The organism is Stenotrophomonas sp. Ker107b, assembly GCF_053847245.1.
The window spans coordinates 1,862,965-1,887,920 of record NZ_JBSPHX010000001.1 but is presented as its reverse complement, the minus strand read 5'-3'; the positions used below and the strand labels follow the sequence as shown (position 1 = coordinate 1,887,920).

Here is a 24,956-nt window from a genome sequence, read left to right as displayed (position 1 = left end):
TGTCCATGGACGATTTCCAGGAGGTGGTAATGAAAGGCAAGCATGTTTTTCGCGTCGTGTTCGGGGTGTGCCTGGCCACGGGTCTCACCGCCTGTGGTATCGGCGGCATGTGGATGAATGGAAATCCCAATGCGACCTCGCACCTGGTTCCGCCGGGCCATGACTGGAGCAAGCCGGACGCCGGCGCCTCGGCGCGTGACACCGATTGGCAGGCGTGCGGCGGGCAGCGCAGTGGGAACATCTCGCCCGACCGGCAAGGTGCTACGGGCAAGGAAACGGCGGACCTCTCCCGCGACAAGCTCTATGCGGCACAGCGCTGCATGCTGGGGAAGGGCTACCGTTATACCGGCACCTGCGAAGGTGACATTCCGAGCCGCTATCCGGCCTGCCAGTCCTCGTCGCGTTGAACGCGATGAGCCCGATGAGAAGCGCTGCTGCGGCGCTTGCCATGGCGCTTCTCTCTGGTTGCACGATCGGCAACGGTCATATCTGTGGCCCCCAGACACCGATGGTCTACTGCAACAAAGCGGCGTATCAGCGGTTGGCCAACCCGCCCTCCTTGATGGAGAACTGGCAGCATATGTCCAAAGCACCTGAAGCGCGTCAGCTCGACTGGGTGTCCTGCGGCGGCACGGAAAAGGGAAGCTATGCCGTGGTATCAGGCACTACAGGCGCCGAAACGGCGGCGCGCTCCGGTGAGAAATTCGACCAGATTCAACGCTGCATGATGGGTAAGGAGTATCAATACACCGGTACCTGCCAGGGAGAAATTCCCAGCAGGTTCCCCGCGTGCCAGCGCGCAGCCGGTGCGGTGCCGGAACGCTGATCCGCACAGGCGTCTGCGATGCCTATGCGATGATCACCCCCCTACTTGGGAGCCAGAAGAATGCAGTCTTCATTTCGTTCATTGCCTGGATCGTATGTCCGCGTTGCGCTGTGTCTGAGTCTTCTGGGCATCGTGGGCGCAGCCTTCGCCGATCCAGAGGTACCCGAATCGCCGCAATCAGCGCAGTCGCCGGAATGCGCGGCGTTCTACATCGATATTCCCTCGGCGGGCAACCGCATCGCCAACCTGATGATGGGATCGGTGGTGGGCAAGGCCGCTTGGATGGATCAACTGAAGGCCCTCATGGCCCGCGGCGCCGAACCACCGATGACCCGCCTGGTTGTCGCCGGTGAGAGCGAAGATGTCACGCGCAAGGCAGTGCAGTCGGCACTTGATACCTTCAAGCAGCAGCGCCTTTCGCACCTGACCCTGACAGTCGTAGGCAAGGCGCCGAAGATGCAGGGGCTGCAAAGTACTGCCGAGCAGTCGGGCATCACGTTCCGCGCGGTCCCGCCCGAACCCTCGGCCGCGTCACCCGCATCGCGGGCGGATGCATATCTGCAGGGCGTGTGCGATTGAGCTGCACCCACGCGCCGTCACCGCCCTGTGCCTGGCCCTCAGCCTCAGCGCCTGCGGCATGGGCGGCATGTGGATGAATGGCGATCCATCGGTCGGCCGCACCTTCGTGCCGCCACGCGATACCTGGCAGAAGCCGGGCAACGATCGCGCGGCCCGCGATGCCGATTGGCGCGATTGTGGCGGGGCCGCCAATGGCGGTTACCACGTCTCCACGGCGGAGGGGGCCAGCGCGGCGGTGATCCAGCAGGCCCTGGGCCGCACGTTCGATGATCTGCAGCGCTGCATGCTCGGCCAAGGCTACCGCTACACCGGCAGCTGCGAAGGGGAAATCCGCAGCCGCTACCCGGCCTGCCAATCGCCAGGCACAAAAAAACCCGGAGGACAGTGATGTCTTCCAGGCTTGATTGTGACCATCAAATGGTCGGGGAGACAGGATTCGAACCTGCGACCTCTACGTCCCGAACGTAGCGCTCTACCAGACTGAGCTACACCCCGTAAGGAGCCGCCTATTGTATCGATCCCGCCGGTCGGCGGCAAGGGGGGATCGCGTTTTTCGCCTTCGGTGCCGTGTTGCCACGGCCCTTGATAAAGAAGCCTGGAAACGTGTTCCCAGGCTTCAATACGACCACCGAAGTGGTCGGGGAGACAGGATTCGAACCTGCGACCTCTACGTCCCGAACGTAGCGCTCTACCAGACTGAGCTACACCCCGAAGGAGCCGACAAGGATACGGTGTGAAGACCCGATCGGCAACCTTTTTTTAGCCTTCTTCGTGATCCGTACGGCTCTGCTCGCGGGCTTCGAACCACATGCCGTTGAGAATGGCCACGACCGAAGCCAGCCCTGCACCCAGAATCCAAGCGAAGTACCACATGGTAAGTCTCCTATGGCGCCGTGGGGCGCGTCAGTAAGCGTTGGGGTTGTCGCCCATCTCTTCGGCCGTGGTCTTGCCCTTCATCACGCGGTAGACCCAGGAGGTGTAGGCGATGATGATCGGCAGGAAGATGGCCGTGGCGATCAGCATGATCCCCAGGGTCAGGTGGCTGGAGGAGCTGTCCCAGACGGTCAGGCTGGAGCCCGGCTGGCTGGAGGAGGGCAGCAGGAACGGGAAGATCGCAAAGCCGACGGTCAGGATGATGCCGGCGATCGAGGCCCCCGAGGCCAGGAAGGCCAGGCCACCACGGCGGGCCCGCAGCAGCACCGCGCTGGCCAGCGCACCCACCAGCCCGAGGATCGGGGCCAGCAGGGTCAGCGGCATGCTCTGGTAGTTGCGCAGCCAGCCACCGGCCACCGCACCGACGGCCGCGGTCTTCAGCAGCGGGTTGGTCGGGCCATCGGTCACCACCTGCGAGGTGATCTGGTAGCCCGGCAGGCCGAAGGCCACCCAGACGCCGGCCAGGGCGAACAGCACGAAGGTCAGCACCGCGGCAACGCTGCCGTAGCGGGCCGAGCGCTCGGCCACCGGGCCATCGGTCTTGAGCACCAGCATCGCGGCACCGTGCGAGACCACCATCGCCACGCTGACCAACCCGGCCACCAGCGCGAACGGGTTGAGCAGGCCGATCAGGGTGCCGGTGTAGAAGATGCGCATGCTGTCATCGAAGTGGAACGGCACGCCGACCAGCACGTTGCCTACCGCCACGCCGGCGATCAGTGCCGGCAGCAGGCCGCCGACGAACAGCGCACGGTCCCAGTTCTCGCGCCAGCGCTTGCCGGGCATCTTGCTGCGGTACTTGAAGGCGACCGGGCGCAGGATCAGCCCGAACAGCATCAGGAACACCGCCAGGTAGAAGCCGGAGAAGCTGACCGCGTACAGCGGCGGCCAGGCGGCGAAGATCGCACCGCCACCGAGCACCAGCCACACCTGGTTGCCTTCCCACACCGGGCCGACGGTGTTGATCACCAGCCGGCGTTCGTCATCGGTCCTGGCCACGAACGGCAGCAACGTGCCGACGCCGAGGTCGAAACCGTCCATCACCGCCCAGGCGATCAGCAGGATGCCGAGCAGCAGCCACCAGATCACGCGGAGCGTGGTGTAATCGAGTCCAATGAATTCCATCTGGGTTCTCCTGCCTTACGCCCGACCGTGGGTCGGCGCAGCGGCATTGGGGGAAAGGGACGTGGCTGCAGCCTGCAGCGACGGCAGGATGTCGTCCGGGCCCTTGCGGATCGCCTTGAGCATCAGCTTCACTTCGATGACCAGCAGCACCGTGTACAGCGCGGTGAATACCGCCAGCGTGGTCAGGATTTCATGCAGGGCCAGGCCCGAGGCGGCGTAGAAGGTCGGCAGCACGCCGTCCACCGCCCACGGCTGGCGACCGTACTCGGCCACGAACCAACCGCATTCGATCGCGATCCACGGCGCCGGCAGCGACCACAGGGCAAGCTTGAGGAACCAGCGCTTGTCCTGGAAGTTGTGGCGGCACGAGTAGTAGAAGGCCAGTGCGAAGAAGGCGATCAGGTAGAAGCCCAGCCCGGCCATGATGCGGAAGGTCCAGAACAGCGGGGCGACCCGCGGCACGGTGTCCATCGCGGCCTTGGAGATTTCTTCCGGGGTGGCGTTGAGGATGTCTTCGCGATAGCGCTTGAGCAGCAGGCCGTGGCCCAGATCCTGCCAATGGCGGTCGAACATCTCGCGCGCTTCGATGTCGTTCTTGTCCTTGCGCACGCGTTCCAGCGCACCGTAGGCCAGCTGGCCGCCGCGGATGCGGTTTTCGGCGCGCCCCACCAGCTCCAGGATGCCCGGGATCGGCTGGTCCAGCGAACGGGTGGCGATCAGGCCCATCAGGTACGGGATCTTGATCGCGTAATCGTTCTGCTGGGTGGTCTGGTTCGGAATGCCGAAGGCGGTGAAGTCGGCCGGCGCACGCTCGGTTTCCCACATCGCTTCGATCGCGGCCAGCTTCATCTTCTGGTGTTCGCTGGCGGCATAGCCGCTTTCGTCACCCAGCACCACCACCGACAGCGAGGACAGCAGGCCGAAGGCGGCCGCCACCGCGAAGGAACGGCGTGCCATGTCCTTGTGCTTGTTGCGCAGCAGGAACAGAGCGCTGATCGACATCACGAACACCGCACCGGTCACGTAGCCGGCACTGACCGTATGCACGAACTTGGCCTGGGCCACCGGATTGAACAGCACGGCGGCGAAATCCACCACCTCCATGCGCATCGTTTCCGGGTTGAAGATCGCGCCGGTCGGGTTCTGCATCCAGCCGTTGGCGATCAGGATCCACACCGCCGAGAGGTTGGTGCCCAGGGCCATCAGCCAGGTCACGGTGAGGTGCTTGACCGGGGTCAGGCGCTTCCAGCCGAAGAAGAACAGACCGATGAAGGTCGCTTCCAGGAAGAACGCCATCAGGCCTTCGATCGCCAGCGGTGCGCCGAAGATGTCGCCGACGTAATGGCTGTAATACGACCAGTTCATGCCGAACTGGAATTCCATCACGATGCCGGTGGCGACGCCGATGGCGAAGTTGATGCCGAACAGCGTGCCCCAGAACAGCGTCATCTGCCGCCAGACCTGTTTGCGGGTCATGACGTAGACGCTCTCCATGATGGCCACCATGAAGGACAGGCCAAGCGTGAGGGGAACGAAAAGGAAGTGGTACATCGCGGTCAGAGCGAATTGCAGCCGCGACAGTTCTACGACTGTCTGATCAATCATGGCCTGGCTACCTCGTTGGGTTTTGCCGTTTCAGGTGGCGGGAAGGGGGGTCTACGGGGTGAATTCTGTGACCAGCAACTTCAAACAGCCTTGATTCAGATCAATGTACAAACAGACCTGCGCAGGGATCGTATGCATCCCACCCCTGCGACCGCTGGCCGCACGGGGGTGGGGCCAGCACCTACTACAATCGACGGAACCTCCCTGTGGCCGCCAGTGACTTGTTTTGAGCATACCCCCCGACGCGTCCATTGTTGAGACAACCGCCCTGCGCCGCCGTCGCCTGCACTGGCTGGGTGGGCTGGCCGCGGCCGCACGCGGCAAGCAGCGGCTGGCGGCGATCTGCATCTGCCTGTCCGGCGCCCTGCTGATCGGGCAGGCGGCCGCCATCGCCTGGTTGATCCAGGCGGTGCTGGTCGATCACCGCCCACTGGCCGACGCTACGCCCGTGCTGCTGGGGTTGCTGGCGGTGCTGGGCATCCGCACCCTGTTGGGCAGTGCGACCCAGGCAGCAGCCGGTGATGTCGCCGATGCGGCGCGGCTGGCGCTGCGTGAACGGGTTTATCAGCGGCTGCTCGGGCGCGGGCCCCTGTGGCTGCGCCAGCAACGCACCGGGGAACTCGGCGAACTGATGCTCGCCCACGCCGATGCGATTGAGAATTATTACGCCGGCTATCAGCCGGTCCGCATCGAAGTAGTGGTGGTCCCGCTGCTGATCGCCATCGCCGTGGCCTGGACCGATTGGGTGATCGCGCTGATTCTCTTGTTCACCGCGCCGCTGGTGCCGTTCTTCATGATGCTGGTCGGTTGGGGCGCTGAAGCCGCCGGCCGTGCGCAGCTGGGCGAACTGGCACGGATGAGCGGCCACTTCGCCGATCGCATCAAGGGGCTCGGCCTGCTGCGCCTGTACGGGCGAGGCGAGGCCGAACTGGACGGTGTGGCCACAGCGGCAGAAGGCGTGCGCGAGCGCACCTTGAAAGTGCTGCGGATCGCCTTCCTCTCCTCCACGGTGCTGGAGTTCTTCGCGTCGGTCAGCGTGGCGATGGTCGCGCTGTATCTGGGCCTGAGCTATCTCGGCCTGATGTCGTTGCATGCGCAGGTGCCGACGCTGGGCGTGGGCATGTTCTGCCTGCTGCTGGCACCGGAGTTCTATGCACCGCTGCGGCGCTTGGCGGCGCATTACCACGACCGCGCCAACGCGCTGGCCGCGGCGGCCGAAGTAGAACGCCTGCTCGGCGACTTGCCGGAGGCCCCCGTGGCCGAGGAGGCACCGCCTGCGAGCGCGCGCGCTCCGGAACTGCTGGAACAGCGCGCCCCCCCGGTGGTCGTACGCGGGGTGAGCCTGCGACCACTGGGTGCACATCACGATGTGGTGCAGCAGCTCTCGTTCCAGATCGAGCCTGGGCAGCGCGTGGCGCTGGTCGGCCCCAGCGGCAGTGGCAAGAGCACGTTGCTGGAAGCGCTGGCCGGCTGGTTGCCCCCGCGCGAGGGCAGCATCGCGCTGCGCCCCGGGTTGGACGTGGGCTACGCCGGGCAGCGCCCCTATCTGTTCCACGGCACGATCGCCGACAACCTGCGGCTGGCCGCACCGGGCGCGACCGATGCGCACCTGCGCGCTGTGGCGGAGGCCGCCCAGGTGATGCGCTTCGCTGCCGCACTGCCACAGGGGCTGGACACGGTGATCGGTGAGCGCGGCTTCGGATTGTCCGGTGGCGAAGCGCGTCGCATCGGCCTGGCCCGGCTGCTGCTGCGCGATCCACAGCTGCTGCTGCTCGACGAGCCGACCGCCTTCCTAGATCCCGATACCGAAGCCGATCTCCTGCGTACCCTGGCCGCCTTCGCACGTGGGCGCAGCGTGGTGATCGCCACGCACAGCGAGACCGCGATGCGCTGGGCAGACACCCGCCTGACCTTGACCGCCGGCGGCGCGCGCCTGGCCTCGGAGCTAACGCCATGAAGGCCGCACACATCGATTCGCTGAAGGGTGTGTTCGCCCGGCATCGCGGCCGCCTGCTGCTGACCGTGCTGCTGCTGTGGACGACGATGCTGGCCGGCACCGCGCTGCTCGGGTTGTCCGGTGGTTTCCTCACTGCCGCCGCCTTGGCCGGTGCGGCCGGGCTCGGCAACGGCTTCAACTTCTTCTCGCCCTCGGCGGGCATCCGCGGGCTGACCATGGCGCGCATCGTGTCGCGCTACTTCGAAAAACTGGTCGGCCACGATGTCACCCTGCGCATCGCACGCGATCTGCGCGTGTGGTTCTTCCGGCGCGCGCTGCCACTGGCACCGGCGCGCCTGGCCGGTGTACGCACCGGTGAACTGCTGGCGCGGCTGATGTCGGACATCGGCGAGGTCGATGGCCTGCTGGTGCGCGCGATCGGCCCGCTGCTGGCGCTGGGCGGCATCTCGCTGGTCGCGGTGGTATCGGCCGGCATCATCTATCTGCCGGCGGCCGGTCTGCTGGCGGTGCTCGCCTTGCTGATCGGGGCGGGCGTGCCGTGGCTGACCGTGCGTGGCGCGGCCGACCAGGAGCGCGACCGCGCGCTGCACCGGGCGCAGCTGCGTACCCAATCCTTCGAAGGGCTGGAAGGCGCGGCCGATCTTGCCGCGCTGCAGGCGCGCGAGCATTGGAACCAGCGCGTGCTGGTGGCAGCCAAACAGCTGAAGTCGCGTGACAAGCGTCGCCGCTGGCGCTTGATCAGTGGCAACGCACTGCACGGATTGTGCGGCGCGGGTGGCTTGGTGGCGATGCTGTGGCTGGCCCTGCATGCCTTCGAGCGTGGCAGCGTGGATGCCGCGCTGGCGGCCGCACTGGTGTTCCTGACCGTCGCACTGCTGGAGCTGTGGGCCGGGATCGGGTTGGCCTGGCAATCGTGGTTGTCCGGTCGCGTCGCCGCGGTGCGGCTGGAGGCGATCGTGGATCAGGCGCCGGGCGTGGTCGAGCCCGACGCGCCGCTGGCCGTGCCATCCGTGCCTGCAACGCTGCGATTCGATCACGTGGTGTTCCGTTGGCCCGGCCAGGCGCGCGTGTTGCTGGACCATGTGCAACTGGAACTCGCACCGGGCGAACGAATCGCGATACGCGGTGACAGCGGCAGTGGCAAGACCACGCTGTCCTCGTTGCTGCTGCGGCTATGGGATCCGGAGGCCGGCAGCGTGCGTTACGGCGATGCGGATATCCGCAGTGTCGCGCAGGCCGACTGGCACCGTCAGATCGCCTGGCTGCCGCAGAACGCGCCGGTGTTCGCTGGCACCGTGGCGGACAACCTGCGGCTCGGCGATGTAGCGGCCAGCGACGCGCGCTTGTGGCAGGTACTGACGGAGGTCCGGCTGCACGCCTGGGCCGAGCAGATCGGTGGGTTGGCGGCGTGGGTGGGCGAGAACGGCGCGACCATGTCAGCCGGGCAGGCGCGGCGCCTGGCGCTGGCACGCGCGCTGCTGCGTGACGCGCCGATCCTGTTGCTGGATGAGCCCACCGAAGGCCTGGACGTGGATACCGCGCATGCATTGCTGCAGGACATGGTGGCGGCGCTGGGTAATCGCAGTCTGTTGATGATCACCCATGACGAACTGCCGGAGGGCATCGTGCATCGGAGCTATCGTTTGCGGGGCGGGCGGTTGGAAGGATAGCGGCGAAGGCGATCCGCACACGGCGTGTAAAGCATCCACGCATGGCGTGGATCTACCCTGGGATGCTGCCGTTGTGGATCAGCCAGCCCAGCGCCGCTATGTTGATCGCTACCGCCACCCAGAACACTCGCTGGAAGGAGGCCTTGCGGTTTTTGTGGCGCAGCATGGCTTGCGCCATCAACGCACCCGGCCAGCCGCCCAGCAGGGCCAGGCCCTGCAGCGTGCTTTCCGGTGTGCGCTGGCGATCATTCTGGGCGGCGGATTTGTCATGCCAGTACCAGGCAAACGTCACCACGCTCAGGCCCAGGTAGGCACCCGGTACCCACATGGGCCAGTGCTGCCACATCGCCACGGCAATGAGGCCTGCGAGGAACACCAGTGCGATGGCCGTACGTGGGAATCTATCCGGCCCCGCACCACGCACCGCAGTGCGGGCAGCGCGGCGGCTCCCATCGCGGTCCAGTGCAAACCGCACTGCGCCCGCATTGCGGCGCCCCTGCGCATCGGTCTGCACGTCATAGGTGATTACATCGCCCAGTACCGGCCGCCGATCCCGTGCGGAGAACGAGCGGATATGCACGAAGCATCGCTCACCGCCGCCATTGGGCTGCACGAAGCCGAAGCCGCGCGCATCGTTCCACTCGCTGATCTTTCCTTGAAGGCGCATGGGTAAACTCAGAGTGAGGACAGGAAGCCGCCGACCGCCGGCCCGAACCGTGCGACATCCACCAGGAACGCATCGTGCCCCTGCGGTGAATCCAGCCCGATGAACTGTGCGTCGGCGCCACCGGCGCGCAGGCCATCGGCGATCTGCTGTTGCTGCTGTACCGGGAACAGGATGTCGGTGTTGGCGCCGATCGCCAGTGCCTTGCCCACCTGGATGCGGGCCAGCCCGGCCATCACGTCGCCGTCGGCATATTCGGCCAGGTCGAACCAGTCCATCGAGCGGCTCAGGTACAGATAGCAGTTGGGATCGAAGAAGCGCACGAAACGGCGGGCATGGCCTTCCAGATAGCTTTCGACCTGGAACTCCAGGCCGAACGGATCGTCATCGGCCTGGTCCGAATCCAGCCGTACGCGGCCGAAGCGGCCATCCCATTCCAGCGCGGAGCGATAGGTGATCACGCCGAGCTTGCGGGCCATGCGCATACCCGATTCCGGGTAGGCCTGGTCGGTGTAGCGACCGCCATTCCACTGCGGATCAAGCCGGATCGCCTCGCGCTGCAGCGAGCGGATCGCGATGGAGAACGGCAGCGCCTGGGCACTGCCGGAAATATTGATATGGCTGCGCGCGATGCCCGGGTACAGCATCAGCAGCGCCAGCGCGGTCATTCCGCCCATCGAGTTGCCGATCACGCAGGCCAGCTCGGTCACGCCCAAGGCGCGCACCACCTCGACCGCTGCACGCGCGCCATCTTCGATGGACAGTTCGGGGAAGCGCAGGCCATACAGTTCGCCCGTCGCCGGATCGATACTGGCCGGCCCGGTCGAGCCTTTGCAGCTGCCCAGCGAGTTCACGCAGATCACGAACCAGCGGTCGGTATCGATCGGTTTGCCTGGGCCGACCATCGCCTCCCACCAGCCGGCGGCCGGGTTGTCGGCGTTGGCCGCGGCATGTGCATCGGGGGAGAGCCCGGTGACGATCAACACTGCATTGCCGGCATCGGCAGCGAGCGTGCCCCAGGTTTCGTAGGCAACGTGCGCGTCGCGCAGTTCACCGCCGCGCTTGAACGCGAACGGCGAGGGCAGGGCGTGATAACGGGTGCCGGGGGGAATGAATTCAGTCATGCGCGCAGTTTAGCCGGGCGCCGCGATGGCGCCGTAGTGGTGAGCGGCACGCTGCGTCGCGGCCGCGCATCGGTCATGGGCGATCAAACACCAGTGGCACCGGCCCGGCATGCGGCAGACGCACCCGTACCGGCGTGGTTTCCAGATCGTCCGGCTGGCGGTTGGCCTGGCCCGAACGCGACAGCCGCGCAATGACCTCGACTTCCTGCACCTGGGAGAGCGTGCTGGTGGGCATCGGGCTGTCGCCATCGCCGAGCGTGACCCGCACCGGCACCTGGCTGGCCGGATGTTTCTGCACCGCGATCGGCATCGGCGGGCCATCGGGCGCGCGCGCGATCACGAACACGGTTGCGTTGGCCAACGTGGGATCCAACGTGGTTCCGGGCGCGAACCGGACCTGCACGGTGAGGGCGTGGTTGCCCGCCGCCGCAGGGGCGGAGGTGTCGGTCATGGGCGGCAGCCCGGCAGTGCCGCGGGCGATGGCGATCTGCTCGCGCAGCGCACCCGCCGCGCCCGGTTCCAGGCGTGGCAGCAGCGCTTCCCAGGCGGCCGCCGCTTCGGCGTCCTGCCCGCGCTGGCGCAGCGCAATGCCGATCAGCCAGCCGGCGCGCTCACTCTCCGGCGCGAGTGTGTTGGCGTGACGCAACCATTGCAGGGCCTGGTCATCGAATTGTTTGCCCGGTGCCGCCTGCGCGCGCGCCTGCGCTGCTTCGACCAGCACGCCGGGGTCGTCCGGGGCGAGTTGCACCGCGCGGTCAAACGCGGCCGTGGCCTCGGCGAGCTTGCCCAGCGCCAGCTGCGAACGGCCAAGCAGAGCCCAGCCATCGGCGCGCTGTGGGTCCTTGGCCAGCGCCTGTTGCAGCGCCTGCACGCCATCCTCCAGCGTGGCAGGCTCGTCACTGGCTGCCGTCCGCTCGGCGGCATCCGGCGTGCCGACCAGCAGGTACAGCGCGCCACCGGCCAAGCCAAGGGCCAGCATCGCAATCACGAAGGGACGGTGCTGGCCGCCCGCACGCAGCGGCCACAGTACGCGTGCAGCAACGGCCGCCGCGACCACGGCGGCACTCACGGCCATCCAAAGGCTCACCAGCGCTCCTCGCTCTTGTCCATCGGTTCAATCCCGCGGCTGCGCCGACGCACCACCCAGACCAGCACGCCTGCGCCGATCAGCAGTGCCACCGGTGGCCCGAACCAGAGCAGCGCATTGCGTGCCTCCATCGGTGGCCGGTACAGCACGAACTCGCCATAACGGTCGACCAGGAACTGCTTGATCTGTGCGTCGCTGTTGCCCTGCTGCATCAGCACCAGCACCTCGCGGCGCAGGTCGTGCGCGATCTGCGCATTGGAATCGGCCAGCGACTGGTTCTGGCATTGCACGCAGCGCAGCTCGGCGGCCAGCGCATGGAAGCGGGCTTCCTCGGCGGCATCGCGGTATTGCAACGGGGTCGGGTCGGAGACGGCCTGCGCCAGCACCGGCGAGGCCAGGGCCAGCGACAGCGCGATCAGCGCCACGCCGGGCCCGCGGATCCTCCGGTTACGGCGAGGCGGGCAGCTGCGGCTGGGCATTGGCATGGGCACGCTCCACCTTTTCCAGTTCCGGAATCAGCTGTGTATCGATGACGCGCTGGCTGAGTGCACCACTGTACTTCCAGCGCACCACGCCACTGGCGTCGACCAGGAAGGTCTCCGGTGCGGCGGTGACGCCCCAGTCGATCGCGGTGCGGCCCTCGATGTCGCTCAGCACCAGCACGAACGGATTGCCCAGTTGTTCCAGCCAGCGCAGGGCATCGGCCGGCTCGTCCTTCCAGTTGTAGCCGATCACGCGCACGCGCTTGGTTTCGGCGAATCTGGTCAGGATCGGATGTTCGTCGCGACAGGCCGCGCACCAGCTGCCCCACACATTGAGGACGTAGGGAGCGCCGCGCAGTTCCGTGCTGCTGACCTTGATGTGCGGATCGTGCAGCACCGGCAGCTCGAAGGCCGGTGCCGGCTTGCCGATCAGTGCAGAAGGCAGGACGTCGCGGTCCGGCGCGCCGGATTTCATCACCCCGTAGATCATCAGCCCCAGCAGCCCGAAGAAGAACAGCACCCCGATGACGATGGCCACGGGCGGTAGCGGACGGGAGGCAGGGCGGGGATCGGACACGGGAAACTCCTAGGGACGACGGAAACGACGATCGGCGGCGGTGACGAAGCCACCCAGTGCCATCAGCAGCGCGCCCAGCCAGATCCAGCGGACGAACGGTTTGATGTGCACACGCACGGCCCATGCATTGTTGCCCAGCGATTCGCCGAGTGCCACGTAAACATCGCCGTTGAGGCGGGCATGGATGCCAGCCTCGGTCATCACCTGCCCGCCACTGGCGTACAGGCGTTTTTCTGGATGCAGCAGGGCCAGTTCGCGGTCGTGCTGAAGCACGCGCAGGTGGCCGCGATCGGCGACGTAGTTGGGGCCTTGTTGATGGTCCACGCCTTCGAAGCGCACTTCATAGCTGCCCACCACCAGCGATTGCCCGGGGGCGAGCGCGACTTCGCGCTGCACGTTCAACGCTTCCACCAGCAGCGCACCGGCCAGAAACACGGCCACGCCGCCATGGGCCAGCAGCATGCCGATCATCTCGGCGGTGAACCTGCCGTTGCCGCGCAGGCGGGTCCAGACGAACCGCGCGGTTCCGAACGCCACCCAGGCCGCGCCGGTCACGCCGGCTGCGGTCTTCAACGCGCCCTGCGGCGCCATGAAATACGCGATCACGCCCAGCAGCAGCGCCAGCCCGGCCCACGGTGCCAGCATCGCCAACCGCCGCGAGGCCTGGTCGCGCTGCCAGTTGACCAGCGGCCCGAACGGCAGCAGCGCCACCAGCGGCGCCATCAACACCACGAACAGCGTGCCGAAGTAGGGCGGTCCGACCGACACCTTGCCCAGGCCCAGCGCGTCGGCCAGCAGCGGATACAGCGTGCCCAGCAGGACCATGCCGCAGGCGGCGGCGAGCAGCAGGTTGTTGGCCAGCAGCAGGGTCTCGCGCGAGGTCGGCAGGAAGCCGCGGCGCGGATCCTCGCTGGTCAGCGCGCCGGCCCGCAGCGCGTACAGCAGCAGCGCGCCGCCGATCACCAGCGCCAGGAAGATCAGGATGAAGGTGCCGCGCGAAGGGTCGGCCGCGAACGAATGCACACTGGTCAGCACGCCCGATCGCACCAGGAACGTGCCAAGCAGTGACAGCGCGAAGGCGGCGATGGCCAGCAGCAGCGTCCAGCTGGCGAAGCTGCCGCGTTTCTCGGTAACCGCCTGCGAATGGATCAACGCGGCCCCGGCCAGCCACGGCATGAAGCTGGCGTTCTCGACCGGATCCCAGAACCACCAGCCGCCCCAGCCCAGCTCGTAATACGCCCACCAGCTGCCCAGCGCGATGCCGATGGTCAGAAAGCCCCAGGCCACATTGGTCCACGGCCGGGTCCAGCGCAGCCAGCGCGCATCCACGCGCCCTTCCAGCAGCGCCGCGATCGCGAACGCGAACGGCACCGCGAAGCCCACGTACCCGATGTACAGCATCGGCGGGTGGATGATCAGCCCGGGATCCTGCAGCAGCGGATTGAGGTCGCGTCCTTCCAGCGGCGCGGGGAGCAGCCGCGCGAACGGGTTGGAGGTGAAGATCAGGAAGGCGAGGAAGCCGATGCTGATGATGCCAAGCACACCCAGCACGCGGGCGGACACCTCGGCCGGCAGGCGTTTGGACCACAGCGCGACGGCGCCGCACCACAGCGCCAGCACCAGTGCCCATAGCAGCAGGGAGCCTTCATGCGCGCCCCACACCGCCGAGTAGCGGTAGGCCAGTGGCAGCAGCGAGTTGGAGTTCTCCGCCACGTAGCGCACCGAGAAATCCTGGGTGACGAACGCCGCTGTCAGCACGCCGAACGCCCCAAGCAGCAGCGCCAGCTGCGCGTAGGCGGCCGGTCGCGCCACCGCCATCCACGTGGCGCGGCCGCGATGGGCGCCCCACAGCGGCAGCACCGTCTGCAGCAGTGCCATCAGCAGTGCGGTGACCAGCAGGATCTGCCCCAGTTCCGGCAGCACTCAGTACGTCTCCGGCGCCGGCACGGGCACATCGTGTTTGGTATGTGCCTGGCCCATCTTGTCCGCCACTTCCTTGGGCATGTAGGTCTCGTCGTGCTTGGCCAGCACTTCTTCGGCAACGAAACGGCCGTCCTGCAGTCGCCCGGTGGCGACCACGGCGGTGCCCTCGGCGAACAGGTCCGGCAGGATCCGCGAGGTAATCACCGGCAGAGTCGCGTCACCATCGGTGACCACGAAGTGCGCATCCAGCGAGCCGGGCGCACGTTGCAGCGAGCCTTTGACCACCATGCCGCCCAGGCGGAACCGGGCGTGATCGCCGGCATCGCCGCGCAGCACTTCGGACGGGGTATAGAGGTAGGCGATATTGCGTTGCAGGGCCATCGCGACCAGCGCGGTGGCCAGGCCGGAGGCTAGCACCAGCAGCATCACCCAGAGCAGGCGGCGACGCCGGACCGGGTTCATCGGGTCAGCTCCGGTGCCAGCGGCGGTGCGCTGCCGGCTGCCGCACGGGCCTGAAGGCGCTGTTGGCGGCGCTGTGCCAGGCGCCGCGCCCAGCGCAGGCGCAGCCAGGAGCCGATGGCATCGCTGCCGAGCACCAGCACGAACACCGCATAGGCGGCAATCACATAGGGCAGGTGGGTCATGGGCGGTTGTCCTCCAGCGGTGCACGGGGGCCGGCAGTGACCCAGGCCTTGCCGGCCTCGCGCAGCAGGTTGTCGGCACGGGCCTTGGCCAGCAGCGAGCCGGCGAACCACAGCTTGGTGCCGATCACCATCAGCCACAGCGGCAGCGCCATGCTGGCATCCAGCGTGGATTCGCCGAACAGGCGGATGGTCTGGCCCTGGTGCAGGCTGCCCCACCATTCCACGGAATAGCGGATCACCGGCAGCAGGCTTACCCCGACGATGGCCAGCAGGCCGGCCGCGCGCGCGGCGCTGCGACGGTCCTCGATGGCGTAATACAGGCCGATCACGCCCAGGTACAGGAGCAGCAGGATCAGCTCGGTGGTCATGCGCGGGTCCCAGTCCCACCAGGTGCCCCAGGTCGGCTTGCCCCAGATGCTGCCGGTGAGCAGGGTGATCAGGGTGAAGCCGGCGCCGAGCGGGGCGCAGGCCATCGCCAGGATTTCGCAGGTCTTGATCCGCCAGATCAGCGCGATCGCCGCGTACAGCGCCATCAGCGCGAACACGAACAGGCTCATCCACGCGCTGGGCACGTGGATGTAGAGAATGCGGAAGCTGTCCAGCTGCTTGGAATCGGCCGGCACCACCGCCAGCGCCTGCCAGATGCCGACCAGCAGCACCGGCACCGCGGCCAGGTAGAACACCCGCGACCAGCGCGCGGCAAAGCGGTCGAAAGTGGGCGGCGAACCGAGTTGGTGGAACCAGCGGACGATCGGGTGCATGCGGCAGTGGCTATCCAACGAAGGGCGACGATGGAACGGACGTGGAGTGGCTCGGCAACGGGTGACGCGGATGCAGGTGGCGCTCACAACGCAGCGCATGCCACCGACAGTACGCCATACCGCTCAACTCAGCGAGATGCGGATCGCCGCGGCCGTCGCCAGCGGGGCCAGCACCAGCGCCACCACCAGGCCGGCGCCCAGCATCAGCAGTGCACCGATCGGGTCCTGGCCGCGGGCGACCGCCGCCACACTGCCCGCGCCGAACACCAGCACCGGCACATACAGCGGCAGGGCCAGCAGCGCCACGAGAATACCAGAGCGCCGGATGCCGACCGTCAGCGCCGCGACCACCCCGCCGATCAGGCTCAGCAAGGGGGTTCCCAGCAGTAACGATGCCAGCAACATCGGCAGCTGGTCATGCGGCAGATGCAGCATTTCCGCCAGCAGCGGCGACATCACGATCAGCGGCAGCGCGGTGGTGAGCCAGTGCACCAGCACCCTCACCAGCACCAGCCAGGCCAGCGGCACCGGGGCCAGCAGCCATTGCTCCAGCGAGCCGTCCTCGGCGTCGCTGCGGAACAGCGAATCCATCGCCAGCTGACCGGCCAGCAGCACTGCCAGCCACATCACGGCCGCAGCCACGCGCGCCATGGCCTCCGGATCGCGGCCCAGTGCCAATGCGAACAACACGACCACCAGCAGGGCGAACAGCACGGGCTGCAGCGCATCGCCGCGGCGGCGCCAGAGCAGGCGCATGTCGCGGGCGACCAGCGCCCGTGCGGTCTGCCACAGGCCCGGTTCCGTCCCAGGCGCGATCATGCCGCCGCTCCCAGGGTCAGCAGGCGCGTGCGCACCGGCGGGGCGGAATAGGCGCCATGGGTGGTGACCAGAGCGGCGCCGCCGCTGCGCAGATGCGCGGAAATCATGCGGTTCACCAGGTTGATGCCGTCCAGATCCAGATTGGCGTAAGGCTCGTCGAGCAGCCACAGCGGCGCGGGCGAGAGCCAGATGCGGGCCAGCGCCAGGCGGCGCTTCTGCCCGGCCGACAGTTGCCGCACCAGGGTGTCCTCATACCCGGCCAGGCCGACGATGGCCAGCGCGTTGCCGGGCATCTGGCGGGCGCGGCGGCCGTGCAGGCCGCACAGGAAATGCAGGTTCTCCAGCGTGTCCAGGTCCTGTTTCAGCGCGGGCAGGTGGCTCAGGTAGGCCACGTAGTTCGCGCGTTCCTTGTGCCCGGCACGCTTGCCATCGATCTCCACCTGGCCGCTGTCGGCGCGCAGCAGCCCGGCCAGCACCCGCAGCAGGGTAGTCTTGCCGGCACCGTTGTCACCCTGCACCAGCAGGGCTTCGCCGGCATCCACGTGCAGATCCAGCGGGCCGAAGACGGGTTCGTCGTTGCGACTGAAGCCAAGGCCATGCGCGGCCAGCAACGGAGGGGCGTTCAAGGGGCGGGATCTTTGCACCGGAATGGGCCGCCATTGTATCGGGGGAACGGGCTGGATGATTTGCGTACACTGGGAGTTCCCCGGTTCTTTCCCTGCTGCCGATGCAACCGCAAACCAAGCTGCCCAAGGTGGGCACCACCATCTTCACCGTGATGTCCCAGCTCGCCGCCGAACACGGCGCGGTCAACCTTGGCCAGGGGTTCCCGGATTTCTCCGCACCGCAGCGGCTGATCGATGAAACCATCGCCGCGATGCAGGGCGGTCTGAATCAGTACCCGCCGATGACCGGCGTGGCGCCGCTGCGCCAGGCCATCGCGCAGAAGTCGCTGGATCTGTACGGCGCCCAGGTGGATCCGGATACCGAGATCACCGTCACCAGCGGTGCCACCGAGGCGATCTTCAACGCCATCCACGCCGTGGTCCGTCCCGGCGAGGAAGTGATCGTGCTCGACCCGGCCTACGACTGCTACGAGCCGGCGATCGACCTGGCCGGCGCGCGTGCCGTGCACGTGCCGCTGGACCCGCAGACCTTCGCGGTCGACTGGGACCGCGTGCGTGCCACGATCACACCGCGCACCCGCCTGCTGATGGTCAACACGCCGCACAATCCGTCCGGGGCGATGCTCAGCGCCGACGACATGCAGGCGCTGGCCGATGTGTTGCGCGGCACCGACATCTACCTGATTTCCGATGAGGTGTACGAGCACATCATCTACGACGGCCGCCGCCACGAATCCTCGCTGCGCCATCCGGAACTGCGCGAGCGCGCGTTCGTGATTTCCAGCTTCGGCAAGACCTACCACTGCACCGGCTGGAAGATCGGTTATGCCATCGCGCCGCCGGCGATGACCGCCGAGTTCCGCAAGGTGCATCAGTACAACACCTTCACCAGTTTCGGCCCGGCCCAGTACGGCTTCGCCGCGATGATCCGCGATGAGCCCGGGCACCATCTGGACCTGGGCGCGTTCTACCAGGCCAAGCGCGACCGCTTCCGCGAGCAGCTGCTGACCACGCGGCTGACACCGCTGCCGGTGCCGGGAGGCTACTTCCAGCTGGTGGATTACTCGGCCGTCAGCGATCTGCCGGACCACGAATTCGTGAAATGGCTGACCATCGAGAAGGGCGTGGCGGCGATCCCGCTGTCGCCGTTCTATGAGACCGCCCCGGCCGGCCAGCGCCTGGTGCGCCTGTGCTTTGCCAAGAACGACGCCACGATGGACGCGGCGATCGAACGCCTGCGGGCCCTGTGATGAGTGCTGTGACCGAGCGGCAGGATCTGCGCGTTTCCCTGATCCAGGGCGACACCCGCTGGCACGACCCGGCGGGCAACCGCGCGCATTACGGTGCACTGCTGGCGCCGCTGGCCGGGCAGACCGATCTGGTGATCCTGCCGGAGACCTTCACCAGTGGCTTCTCCAACGATGCCATCGACAAGGCCGAGGGCATGGACGGCCCCACCGTCGCCTGGATCCGCGAGCAGGCGGTGCGGCTGGGCGCGGCAGTCACCGGCAGCGTGCAGCTGCGGGTAGGCGAGGGCGTCTACAACCGCTTGCTGTGGGCCACACCGGAGGGCGGGCTGCAGTACTACGACAAGCGCCACCTGTTCCGTTACGGCGGCGAGCACGAACGCTATGCCGCCGGCAGCGAGCGCCTGTGCGTGGAATGGAAGGGCTGGCGGATCAATCCGCAGGTCTGCTACGACCTGCGTTTTCCGGTGTTCTGCCGCAACCGCTACAACGTCGAGCGCGCCGACCAGCTGGATTTCGATCTGCAGATTTTCGTGGCCAACTGGCCGTCGGCCCGCGCCTATGCCTGGAAGACGCTGCTGCGCGCGCGCGCGATCGAGAACCTCTGCTATGTGGCGGCGGTCAACCGGATCGGTGTGGACGGCAACGAACTGCATTACGCCGGCGACAGTGCCGTGATCGATTTCCTCGGCCAGCCGCAGGTGGAAGTGCGCGAGCGCGAACAGGTGGTGACCACCACGATTTCCGCGGCGGCACTGTCCGCGCACCGCGCGCGCTTCCCGGCGATGCTTGATGCGGACAGCTTCAGCCTGCTGGAACGCAGCTGACGGCTGAACGGATGCCGGATGCGCGCGATGCGCGTCATCCGCGCCATACGCGCGCGCTGCTAGATTCGGCTCGTTACCCCTTCAGTACGAGCGGACCCGCATGAAAAAGTTCTCCCTGGCATTGATCGCACTGGCCGGCATCTCGGCCGTCCCGGCCGCGCAGGCTGCCGGCAACATTGATTGCGAGCTGCACTACAACCTGGCCGGCTGGTCGGTGCTGTACAAGACCGCCTCGGGCACCGGTACCATCCAGTGCGACAACGGCACCCGCATCCCGGTCAAGATCACCGCCAAGGGCGGCGGCCTCACCGTGGGCAAGTCGAAGATCGTCGACGGCAAGGGCAAGTTCTCCGGTGCCTATTCGGTGAACGATCTGATCGGTTCGTACGCGGCTGTCGAAGCGCACGCCGGTGCGGATAAATCCAGCAACGCACAGGTCATGACCAAGGGCGATGTATCGCTCGCGTTGGCTGGCACCGGCAAGGGCTGGGATCTGGGCGTGGGCGTGGGGCGGTTCACCATCGAGCGCCGTTGAGGGGGGGAGGGCCACGCCATGCGTGGCTGAAAGCCCTATCCGGCATGAAGCGCAGCCACCCATGGGGTGGCTCTACACGACCGGGTTGATCGCCGCCCGCGCCGACTCAACAAAAAACCCCGGCCGACGCCGGGGTTTTTTGATCTCAGCGTATCAGTGATCAGCCGCCGCGCGGGCCGCCACCACGGTGACCACCGCCGCCTGGACCACGGCTGCCACCCGGGCGACCGCCCGGACCGCCGGGACCACGACCGCCGGGGCCACCCGGGCCACGGTTGCCGCCCGGACCCCCCGGACCGCGGTTGCCACCGGGACCGCCGGGGCCGCGCGCGTTGGCGCCACCCGGACCCCGTGCGCCGGGACCACCCGGGCCACGGTTGCCACCCGGACCACCCGGACCACCCGGACCGCGGTTACCCGCCGGACGCGCGCTGCCATACGGGCTGGCGCCCGGATTGGCGTGATCGGACGGGAAGCTCGGGGCATTGCCCGGATGACCGTACGGATGGCGGGACGGACCCTGGCCACCTTGGGCACCGCGGTTGCCACCGCCACCCGGACCGGCCGGACGACCCTGGCCGCCGTAGCCGCCACGGCTTTCACCACCGCCGGCGTAACCACCACGACCTTCAGCACCGCCGCCGTAGCTGCCGCGCCCCGGGCCGCCTGCGCCACCCGGACCCTTCGGCTTGCCATACGGACGGCCCTGGCCACCGGCGCCTGCGCCGGCACCCGGACCACGTGCGCCGGGACCACGGGCAGCGCCCGGGCCGGCATTGCGGTGGCCGCTCGGGCCGGTGCTGACGCCGTCCGGCACGTACCAGCTGCGGAATGCCGCCGGGTTGCCGTCCGGAAGCGCCCGGTTGCCCTTGTCCGGGCGTGCCTTGAACGGGCGCTGCGACTGCTTGGCCGCTGCTTCGCCGCTGACCGTCAGGCCACCCTTGAAGCCGCCGCCCTTGCCGCCGCGGCCACGACCGCGCTCTTCGCGCACGTTGTCGAAACGACGCAGCTCGCGGCCTTCATCGGCCGAGTTGTGGCCGTTGACGTAAGCGTTGCTCCGGCCGCCGTCGCGCGAGACGCGCACGGTGGTCTTGGCGGCGCGGCGCTGGCCGATCACCGGCTGCAGGGTGAGCGCCGACGGGGCGCCTTCTTCCAGCTTCAGTTCAGCGCGCAGCGCTTCAACCTGCTTGGCCGGCAGTTCGACCGACTGGCCACGCAGCAGTTCGCGCGGCAGGCTGACCTTGCCGTAGCGCGTACGCTTCAGGCGGCTGACCTGGCAGCCCTGCGATTCCCACAGGCGGCGGACTTCGCGGTTGCGGCCTTCCTTGACGACCACGCGGAACCAGTCGTGCGAGTCGGTGCCGCCGATGCGTTCGATCTCGTCGAACTTGGCCGGGCCGTCTTCCAGCGCGACGCCACGGGCGAGGCGATCGACGATGTTGTCCGGCACCTTCTCTTCGCCTTCCGGGGCGCGCACGCGCACCACGTATTCGCGTTCGACCTCGTAGGAGGGGTGCATCATCGCGTTGGCCAGCTCACCATCGGTGGTCGCCAGCAGCAGGCCGGTGGTGTTGATGTCCAGGCGGCCGATCGCGATCCAGCGCGCGCCCTTGAGGGCAGGCAGCGCTTCGAACACGGTCGGGCGACCTTCGGGATCTTCACGCGTGGTCACTTCGCCTTCCGGCTTGTTGTAGGCCAGCACGCGGGAGGTTTCGGTCAGCGCGGTGGCGACGAAGCCACGGCCGTCCAGTTCGACTTTGTCGCCGCTCTTGATCGACTGGCCGGTCTGCGCGACCTCGCCGTTGACCTTGACCAGGCCATCGGCGATGCGCTGTTCCAGCGCGCGGCGCGAACCCAGGCCAGCCTGCGCCAGGACTTTGTGCAGGCGCTCTTCGAGCTTGGGCTGTTCGGAGGCGGTTTCGCGCTTGAGCGAAAGCTTGTTCAACGACGGCTTGCGGGGGGTGTCACTCATTTACTTGGCTCCGGCCGGCAACGGGTGCGTCGGCCTCTGGTTCGGGATCGGCTTCGTCAACAGCCACGGTCGTCTTCGCGACGGCGTTGTTTCCGGTTTCGTTCTGGGGCGCCGCGCGCTCTCCCGGCGCGGTATCGGGTTCGCCATCGCTGGCGGTCGTATCCGCGTCGTCGTCGGCAAGCGACAACGGCGCATGGGATGGGGTGTCGGAGGCGCCCGCATCCGCGGAGGCCTCGCTATTGTCCGTCTCTGCCGGCGGCTCCGCCAGTCGGGCCGAGGCCAGTGCAACGCGGGCGGCCAGCCGGGCGGCGGCAGGGTCCACCGGCTCGGCCGGATCTACGGGCTCGGCCGGCGCCAGGGTCGTGTCGTCATTGGCGGCGTCACTGTCCAGCTCGGCATCCGGTGTCGCAGCGCCTGCGGCCAGGCGACCGGCCGGCTGGCCTTCGCTGTCCAGCGGCAGCTGCGGTTCCAGCTCACCCAGGTCGCGCAGCTCGGACAGCGGCGGCAATTCGTCCAGGCGCTTGAGCCCGAAGTAATCCAGGAAGCCCTTGGTGGTCCCGAACAGCGCCGGCTTGCCGGGCACGTCGCGGTGGCCGATCACGCGGATCCATTCGCGCTCTTCCAGGGCCTGGATGATGTTGCTGCTGACCGCCACGCCGCGGACCTGTTCGATCTCGCCGCGGGTGATCGGCTGGCGGTAGGCGATCAGGGCCAGGGTTTCCAGCGTGGCACGGGTGTAGCGGGTCTTGCGTTCGGTCCACAGCCGGGTGATGTAGCCATGCACTTCGCTGGTGACCTGGAAGCGGAAGCCGGAGGCCACCTCGACCAGTTCGACACCACGGTCGTGGCAGCCCTCGCGCAGCAGCTCCAGCGCGCGTTCGATGCTGCCCGGCGGTGCCGGTTCCTCTTCCGGAAACAGGCCCTGCAGCTGCGCCAGCGTCAACGGCTCACTGGCCGCCAGCAGGGCGCCTTCGACAATACGGTTGATCAGTGCTTGATCCATGCGTGGGTCGGGTGCTCAGTCGGATTCGTTGGCGGCGTCGGCGTCGTCGAACTCGCTGTTGAACTGCAGCGGTTCGTTGGTGTTGCCGGCGGCCAGGGACTTGACGTAGATCGGCGCCAGCGGAGCTTCCTGGACGATGTCCAGCAGCTGTTCCTTGGCCAGTTCCAGCAGGGCCAGGAAGGTGACCAGCACCCCCAGCTTGCCTTCTTCGGCGGTGAACAGCGTTTCAAACCGGTAGAACCTGCCATCTTCCAGACGGCCCAGCACGTCGCCCATCCGTTGGCGCACGCTCAGCGCCTCGCGTTTGATCGCGTGGCCGGTGAACAGCTCGGCGCGCTTGAGCACGTCGTGCAGTGCCATCAGCATTTCCTTCAGATCCACCGGCGGCGGCAGCTTGACGGCCGCGCGGTCGGGGACGAAGGCATGGACCACGGTGGTATCGCGGTCCTGGCGGGGCAGGCTGTCGATGTCCTCGGCGGCCTGCTTGAAACGTTCGTACTCCTGCAGCCGGCGGACCAGCTCGGCGCGCGGATCGGCTTCCTCGCCCTCCACGCTGGGCGGCCGCGGCAGCAGCATCCGCGACTTCACTTCGGCCAGGATCGCCGCCATCACCAGGTACTCGGCCGCCAGTTCGAAGCGCAGCTCCTGCATGACGTTGATGTATTCGACGTACTGGCGGGTGATCTCGGCGACCGGGATATCCAGGATGTCCAGGTTCTGCCGGCGGATCAGGTACAGCAGCAGGTCCAGTGGACCCTCGAAGGCATCCAGGATGACTTCCAGTGCGTCCGGCGGAATGTACAGGTCCTGCGGAATCTGCAGGACCGGTTGTCCATGCACCACGGCCAGCGGCATTTCCTGCTGCTGTGGGGCGGGCACTCGGGTTGGCGGGTTCGCGTCGAGCGCGAGTTCGGCAGTCATCAAATAGACGTCAGTATTGCAACGGACCGGTCGCCGCACCACGCCAGCGTCCGGAACAGTGCCGGGCGGCAGGATGGCAAGCCATGACACGCCTGGGTCGGCGCGATTCCACACTTCAAACAGCAAGGCGCGCCGCGACGGGCAGCGACAGAACTACGGGGAGGTCGTCTACGTGTGCTGGTGTGGGGCAGTGGATCGGTCGTCGGTCGGCGGTGGAGCCGGTTGCCGACGGGGCGCTGCGTCCAGCCACGTGCAATGGACATAAGACTACGGGTTTGCCGCGCCAGTGTCCAGCCGGCCCCGCTAGAATGCCCGGGATTGATTCAACAAGACCTCGGAGTTGCCCGTGTGGTATGTGATTGAAGGCTATGACGGCACCGATGTGCTGGCTGCCCGTCTGGCGTCGCGCCCAGCCCATCTGGCCCGGCTGCAGGCCCTGCAGGACGAAGGACGGCTGCTGCTGGCCGGCCCGTGCCCGGCCATCGACAGTGAAGATCCCGGCCCGGCCGGCTTCAGCGGCAGCGTGGTGATTGCCGCGTTCGATTCGCTGACCCACGCCCAGGACTGGGCCGCCGCCGATCCTTATGTGGAGGCGGGCGTCTACGTGCGCGTCCAGGTGCGCCCGTTCCGCAAGGTCCTGCCATGAACCGGGTCGAGCGCATCCGCCAGGCACTGCAGCAGGCGCTGGATCCGGAGCTGCTGGAGGTCAAGGACGACAGCCACCGCCACGCCGGCCATGAGGGCGCGCGTGACGGCCGGGGGCACTTCAAGGTGCACGTGGTCAGCGCAGCCTTCGAAGGAAAGCTCCCGCTGGCGCGCCATCGGGCCGTCTATGCGGCCCTGGGCACGATGATGGAGACCGATATCCACGCGTTGTCCATTCGCGCTGAGACACCGGTCAAAAACCGCTGAAACCCTTGTCCCGCCTTGTCCTGGCCAGTCCCGCACGGGTCGCCGATGGACAGCTTTTGGTTACCGCCGTACGACAGGAGGCTAACGTAGTGTTTACATCCGGGTTTGAAAACGCTTACATTCCGCGCCAAGCCCAG

The 24,956-nt window shown here is 67.5% G+C and carries 28 protein-coding genes and 2 tRNA genes; 11 read left to right on the top strand and 19 right to left on the bottom strand.

The features are described from left to right. Positions 1–5: 5 nt before the first annotated feature. The 4 genes from ACWV8V_RS08595 to ACWV8V_RS08580 are packed head-to-tail and all read left to right on the top strand — an operon-like array spanning position 6 to position 1,793. Complete coding sequence (locus ACWV8V_RS08595) at positions 6–407, top strand: hypothetical protein (protein ID WP_259261516.1); 402 nt, start codon at positions 6–8, stop codon at positions 405–407. A gap of 41 nt (positions 408–448) precedes the next feature. Further along, positions 449–826 carry a hypothetical protein gene (locus tag ACWV8V_RS08590; protein WP_259261517.1) on the top strand — a complete coding sequence of 126 codons (378 nt, stop codon included), beginning with the start codon at positions 449–451 and terminating at the stop codon, positions 824–826. Between the two features lie 60 nt (positions 827–886). Beyond that, complete coding sequence (locus ACWV8V_RS08585; RefSeq protein ID WP_259261518.1) at positions 887–1,405, top strand: hypothetical protein; 519 nt, start codon at positions 887–889, stop codon at positions 1,403–1,405. Continuing rightward, entirely contained in the window at positions 1,377–1,793 is a 417-nt protein-coding gene (locus ACWV8V_RS08580; protein ID WP_455899463.1) for a hypothetical protein, read from the top strand. Before ACWV8V_RS08585 ends, ACWV8V_RS08580 begins: the two co-directional genes overlap by 29 nt. Before the next feature lie 30 nt (positions 1,794–1,823). Here ACWV8V_RS08580 and ACWV8V_RS08575 read toward each other — a convergent pair. The 5 genes from ACWV8V_RS08575 to ACWV8V_RS08555 form a co-directional block, all read right to left on the bottom strand. Beyond that, a tRNA-Pro gene (locus ACWV8V_RS08575) sits at positions 1,824–1,900 on the bottom strand. A gap of 139 nt (positions 1,901–2,039) precedes the next feature. Then, positions 2,040–2,116, bottom strand: a tRNA-Pro gene (locus ACWV8V_RS08570). A gap of 48 nt (positions 2,117–2,164) precedes the next feature. Beyond that, the gene (gene cydX / locus ACWV8V_RS08565; protein ID WP_019182852.1) at positions 2,165–2,278 is read right to left on the bottom strand and encodes a cytochrome bd-I oxidase subunit CydX; all 114 of its coding nucleotides are present in this window, start codon (positions 2,276–2,278) and stop codon (positions 2,165–2,167) included. Between the two features lie 30 nt (positions 2,279–2,308). After that, complete coding sequence (gene cydB, locus ACWV8V_RS08560; protein ID WP_121038151.1) at positions 2,309–3,463, bottom strand: cytochrome d ubiquinol oxidase subunit II; 1,155 nt, start codon at positions 3,461–3,463, stop codon at positions 2,309–2,311. Positions 3,464–3,478: 15 nt separating this feature from the next. Beyond that, the gene (locus ACWV8V_RS08555; RefSeq protein WP_455899462.1) at positions 3,479–5,068 is read right to left on the bottom strand and encodes a cytochrome ubiquinol oxidase subunit I; all 1,590 of its coding nucleotides are present in this window, start codon (positions 5,066–5,068) and stop codon (positions 3,479–3,481) included. A gap of 226 nt (positions 5,069–5,294) precedes the next feature. Between ACWV8V_RS08555 and cydD the strand changes: the two genes are divergently transcribed. Beyond that, complete coding sequence (gene cydD / locus ACWV8V_RS08550; protein ID WP_455899461.1) at positions 5,295–7,025, top strand: thiol reductant ABC exporter subunit CydD; 1,731 nt, start codon at positions 5,295–5,297, stop codon at positions 7,023–7,025. Further along, positions 7,022–8,695, top strand: a complete 1,674-nt coding sequence (gene cydC / locus ACWV8V_RS08545; protein ID WP_455899460.1) for a thiol reductant ABC exporter subunit CydC — start codon at positions 7,022–7,024, stop codon at positions 8,693–8,695. The genes cydD and cydC overlap by 4 nt, the downstream gene beginning before the upstream one ends. Before the next feature lie 52 nt (positions 8,696–8,747). Here cydC and ACWV8V_RS08540 read toward each other — a convergent pair whose 3' ends face one another. From ACWV8V_RS08540 to ccmA, 11 genes are all read right to left on the bottom strand, one after another. After that, positions 8,748–9,362: a DUF1294 domain-containing protein gene (locus tag ACWV8V_RS08540; RefSeq protein ID WP_455899459.1), complete on the bottom strand. Its 615-nt coding sequence runs from the start codon at positions 9,360–9,362 to the stop codon at positions 8,748–8,750. 8 nt (positions 9,363–9,370) lie between these two features. Next, a complete protein-coding gene (gene metX, locus ACWV8V_RS08535) occupies positions 9,371–10,483 on the bottom strand; it encodes a homoserine O-acetyltransferase MetX (RefSeq protein WP_259261524.1) in 1,113 nt (370 codons plus the stop codon). Between the two features lie 73 nt (positions 10,484–10,556). Beyond that, a complete protein-coding gene (locus tag ACWV8V_RS08530; RefSeq protein WP_455899626.1) occupies positions 10,557–11,573 on the bottom strand; it encodes a tetratricopeptide repeat protein in 1,017 nt (338 codons plus the stop codon). Further along, positions 11,567–12,055, bottom strand: a complete 489-nt coding sequence (locus ACWV8V_RS08525) for a cytochrome c-type biogenesis protein (RefSeq protein ID WP_455899458.1) — start codon at positions 12,053–12,055, stop codon at positions 11,567–11,569. Before ACWV8V_RS08525 ends, ACWV8V_RS08530 begins: the two co-directional genes overlap by 7 nt. Then, positions 12,018–12,629, bottom strand: coding sequence for a DsbE family thiol:disulfide interchange protein (locus ACWV8V_RS08520; RefSeq protein ID WP_123730741.1), 612 nt, complete (start codon positions 12,627–12,629; stop codon positions 12,018–12,020). Before ACWV8V_RS08520 ends, ACWV8V_RS08525 begins: the two co-directional genes overlap by 38 nt. A gap of 9 nt (positions 12,630–12,638) precedes the next feature. Further along, entirely contained in the window at positions 12,639–14,552 is a 1,914-nt protein-coding gene (locus tag ACWV8V_RS08515) for a heme lyase CcmF/NrfE family subunit (RefSeq protein ID WP_259261528.1), read from the bottom strand. After that, a complete protein-coding gene (gene ccmE / locus ACWV8V_RS08510; protein ID WP_123730743.1) occupies positions 14,553–15,014 on the bottom strand; it encodes a cytochrome c maturation protein CcmE in 462 nt (153 codons plus the stop codon). After that, on the bottom strand, positions 15,011–15,196 hold the full coding sequence (locus ACWV8V_RS08505; RefSeq protein ID WP_259261529.1) for a heme exporter protein CcmD: 186 nt from the start codon (positions 15,194–15,196) through the stop codon (positions 15,011–15,013). Before ACWV8V_RS08505 ends, ccmE begins: the two co-directional genes overlap by 4 nt. Further along, positions 15,193–15,957, bottom strand: coding sequence for a heme ABC transporter permease CcmC (gene ccmC, locus ACWV8V_RS08500; protein ID WP_259261530.1), 765 nt, complete (start codon positions 15,955–15,957; stop codon positions 15,193–15,195). The genes ACWV8V_RS08505 and ccmC overlap by 4 nt, the downstream gene beginning before the upstream one ends. A 123-nt stretch (positions 15,958–16,080) precedes the next feature. Beyond that, a complete protein-coding gene (ccmB, locus tag ACWV8V_RS08495; protein ID WP_259261531.1) occupies positions 16,081–16,776 on the bottom strand; it encodes a heme exporter protein CcmB in 696 nt (231 codons plus the stop codon). Then, on the bottom strand, positions 16,773–17,402 hold the full coding sequence (gene ccmA, locus ACWV8V_RS08490) for a heme ABC exporter ATP-binding protein CcmA (protein ID WP_123730747.1): 630 nt from the start codon (positions 17,400–17,402) through the stop codon (positions 16,773–16,775). The genes ccmB and ccmA overlap by 4 nt, the downstream gene beginning before the upstream one ends. A 101-nt stretch (positions 17,403–17,503) precedes the next feature. Between ccmA and ACWV8V_RS08485 the strand changes: the two genes are divergently transcribed. The 3 genes from ACWV8V_RS08485 to ACWV8V_RS08475 all read left to right on the top strand — a co-directional run bounded on the left by ACWV8V_RS08485 (position 17,504) and on the right by ACWV8V_RS08475 (position 20,011). Then, positions 17,504–18,652, top strand: a complete 1,149-nt coding sequence (locus tag ACWV8V_RS08485) for a pyridoxal phosphate-dependent aminotransferase (RefSeq protein WP_455899457.1) — start codon at positions 17,504–17,506, stop codon at positions 18,650–18,652. After that, positions 18,652–19,476, top strand: a complete 825-nt coding sequence (locus ACWV8V_RS08480) for an amidohydrolase (protein ID WP_455899456.1) — start codon at positions 18,652–18,654, stop codon at positions 19,474–19,476. The genes ACWV8V_RS08485 and ACWV8V_RS08480 overlap by 1 nt, the downstream gene beginning before the upstream one ends. A 100-nt stretch (positions 19,477–19,576) precedes the next feature. After that, entirely contained in the window at positions 19,577–20,011 is a 435-nt protein-coding gene (locus ACWV8V_RS08475) for a hypothetical protein (RefSeq protein WP_123730749.1), read from the top strand. A gap of 160 nt (positions 20,012–20,171) precedes the next feature. Here the strand turns inward: ACWV8V_RS08475 and ACWV8V_RS08470 are convergent, their stop codons facing one another. From ACWV8V_RS08470 to ACWV8V_RS08460, 3 genes are read right to left on the bottom strand one after another with little or no spacing between them, the layout of a single operon-like run. Next, positions 20,172–21,983 (bottom strand): pseudouridine synthase, encoded by a 1,812-nt coding sequence (locus ACWV8V_RS08470; protein WP_455899455.1) that lies wholly within the window; start codon positions 21,981–21,983, stop codon positions 20,172–20,174. Beyond that, on the bottom strand, positions 21,976–22,986 hold the full coding sequence (scpB, locus tag ACWV8V_RS08465) for an SMC-Scp complex subunit ScpB (RefSeq protein WP_455899454.1): 1,011 nt from the start codon (positions 22,984–22,986) through the stop codon (positions 21,976–21,978). Before scpB ends, ACWV8V_RS08470 begins: the two co-directional genes overlap by 8 nt. Before the next feature lie 15 nt (positions 22,987–23,001). Beyond that, entirely contained in the window at positions 23,002–23,907 is a 906-nt protein-coding gene (locus tag ACWV8V_RS08460) for a segregation and condensation protein A (protein ID WP_123730752.1), read from the bottom strand. 346 nt (positions 23,908–24,253) lie between these two features. On the opposite strand from ACWV8V_RS08460, the gene ACWV8V_RS08455 reads away from it, so the two are divergent. Both ACWV8V_RS08455 and ACWV8V_RS08450 read left to right on the top strand, forming a co-directional pair. Beyond that, positions 24,254–24,553 (top strand): YciI family protein, encoded by a 300-nt coding sequence (locus tag ACWV8V_RS08455; RefSeq protein WP_019182875.1) that lies wholly within the window; start codon positions 24,254–24,256, stop codon positions 24,551–24,553. Continuing rightward, positions 24,550–24,819 carry a BolA family protein gene (locus tag ACWV8V_RS08450; protein WP_121038102.1) on the top strand — a complete coding sequence of 90 codons (270 nt, stop codon included), beginning with the start codon at positions 24,550–24,552 and terminating at the stop codon, positions 24,817–24,819. Before ACWV8V_RS08455 ends, ACWV8V_RS08450 begins: the two co-directional genes overlap by 4 nt. The last annotated feature ends 137 nt before the right edge of the window (positions 24,820–24,956 follow it).

Coding starts and splice junctions, on each gene's coding strand:
- ACWV8V_RS08525 (WP_455899458.1), bottom strand. CDS start 12,055: ATGCCAATGCCCAGCCGCAGCTGCCCGCCTCGCCGTAACCGGAGGATC.
- ACWV8V_RS08460 (WP_123730752.1), bottom strand. CDS start 23,907: ATGACTGCCGAACTCGCGCTCGACGCGAACCCGCCAACCCGAGTGCCC.
- ccmB (WP_259261531.1), bottom strand. CDS start 16,776: ATGATCGCGCCTGGGACGGAACCGGGCCTGTGGCAGACCGCACGGGCG.
- ACWV8V_RS08540 (WP_455899459.1), bottom strand. CDS start 9,362: ATGCGCCTTCAAGGAAAGATCAGCGAGTGGAACGATGCGCGCGGCTTC.
- ACWV8V_RS08470 (WP_455899455.1), bottom strand. CDS start 21,983: ATGAGTGACACCCCCCGCAAGCCGTCGTTGAACAAGCTTTCGCTCAAG.
- ACWV8V_RS08475 (WP_123730749.1), top strand. CDS start 19,577: ATGAAAAAGTTCTCCCTGGCATTGATCGCACTGGCCGGCATCTCGGCC.
- ACWV8V_RS08450 (WP_121038102.1), top strand. CDS start 24,550: ATGAACCGGGTCGAGCGCATCCGCCAGGCACTGCAGCAGGCGCTGGAT.
- ACWV8V_RS08555 (WP_455899462.1), bottom strand. CDS start 5,068: ATGATTGATCAGACAGTCGTAGAACTGTCGCGGCTGCAATTCGCTCTG.
- ccmE (WP_123730743.1), bottom strand. CDS start 15,014: ATGAACCCGGTCCGGCGTCGCCGCCTGCTCTGGGTGATGCTGCTGGTG.
- ACWV8V_RS08485 (WP_455899457.1), top strand. CDS start 17,504: ATGCAACCGCAAACCAAGCTGCCCAAGGTGGGCACCACCATCTTCACC.
- ccmC (WP_259261530.1), bottom strand. CDS start 15,957: ATGCACCCGATCGTCCGCTGGTTCCACCAACTCGGTTCGCCGCCCACT.
- ACWV8V_RS08505 (WP_259261529.1), bottom strand. CDS start 15,196: ATGACCCACCTGCCCTATGTGATTGCCGCCTATGCGGTGTTCGTGCTG.
- scpB (WP_455899454.1), bottom strand. CDS start 22,986: ATGGATCAAGCACTGATCAACCGTATTGTCGAAGGCGCCCTGCTGGCG.
- ACWV8V_RS08590 (WP_259261517.1), top strand. CDS start 449: ATGGCGCTTCTCTCTGGTTGCACGATCGGCAACGGTCATATCTGTGGC.
- metX (WP_259261524.1), bottom strand. CDS start 10,483: ATGACTGAATTCATTCCCCCCGGCACCCGTTATCACGCCCTGCCCTCG.
- ACWV8V_RS08580 (WP_455899463.1), top strand. CDS start 1,377: ATGCATATCTGCAGGGCGTGTGCGATTGAGCTGCACCCACGCGCCGTC.
- cydX (WP_019182852.1), bottom strand. CDS start 2,278: ATGTGGTACTTCGCTTGGATTCTGGGTGCAGGGCTGGCTTCGGTCGTG.
- ACWV8V_RS08585 (WP_259261518.1), top strand. CDS start 887: ATGCAGTCTTCATTTCGTTCATTGCCTGGATCGTATGTCCGCGTTGCG.
- ACWV8V_RS08480 (WP_455899456.1), top strand. CDS start 18,652: ATGAGTGCTGTGACCGAGCGGCAGGATCTGCGCGTTTCCCTGATCCAG.
- cydC (WP_455899460.1), top strand. CDS start 7,022: ATGAAGGCCGCACACATCGATTCGCTGAAGGGTGTGTTCGCCCGGCAT.
- ACWV8V_RS08595 (WP_259261516.1), top strand. CDS start 6: ATGGACGATTTCCAGGAGGTGGTAATGAAAGGCAAGCATGTTTTTCGC.
- cydB (WP_121038151.1), bottom strand. CDS start 3,463: ATGGAATTCATTGGACTCGATTACACCACGCTCCGCGTGATCTGGTGG.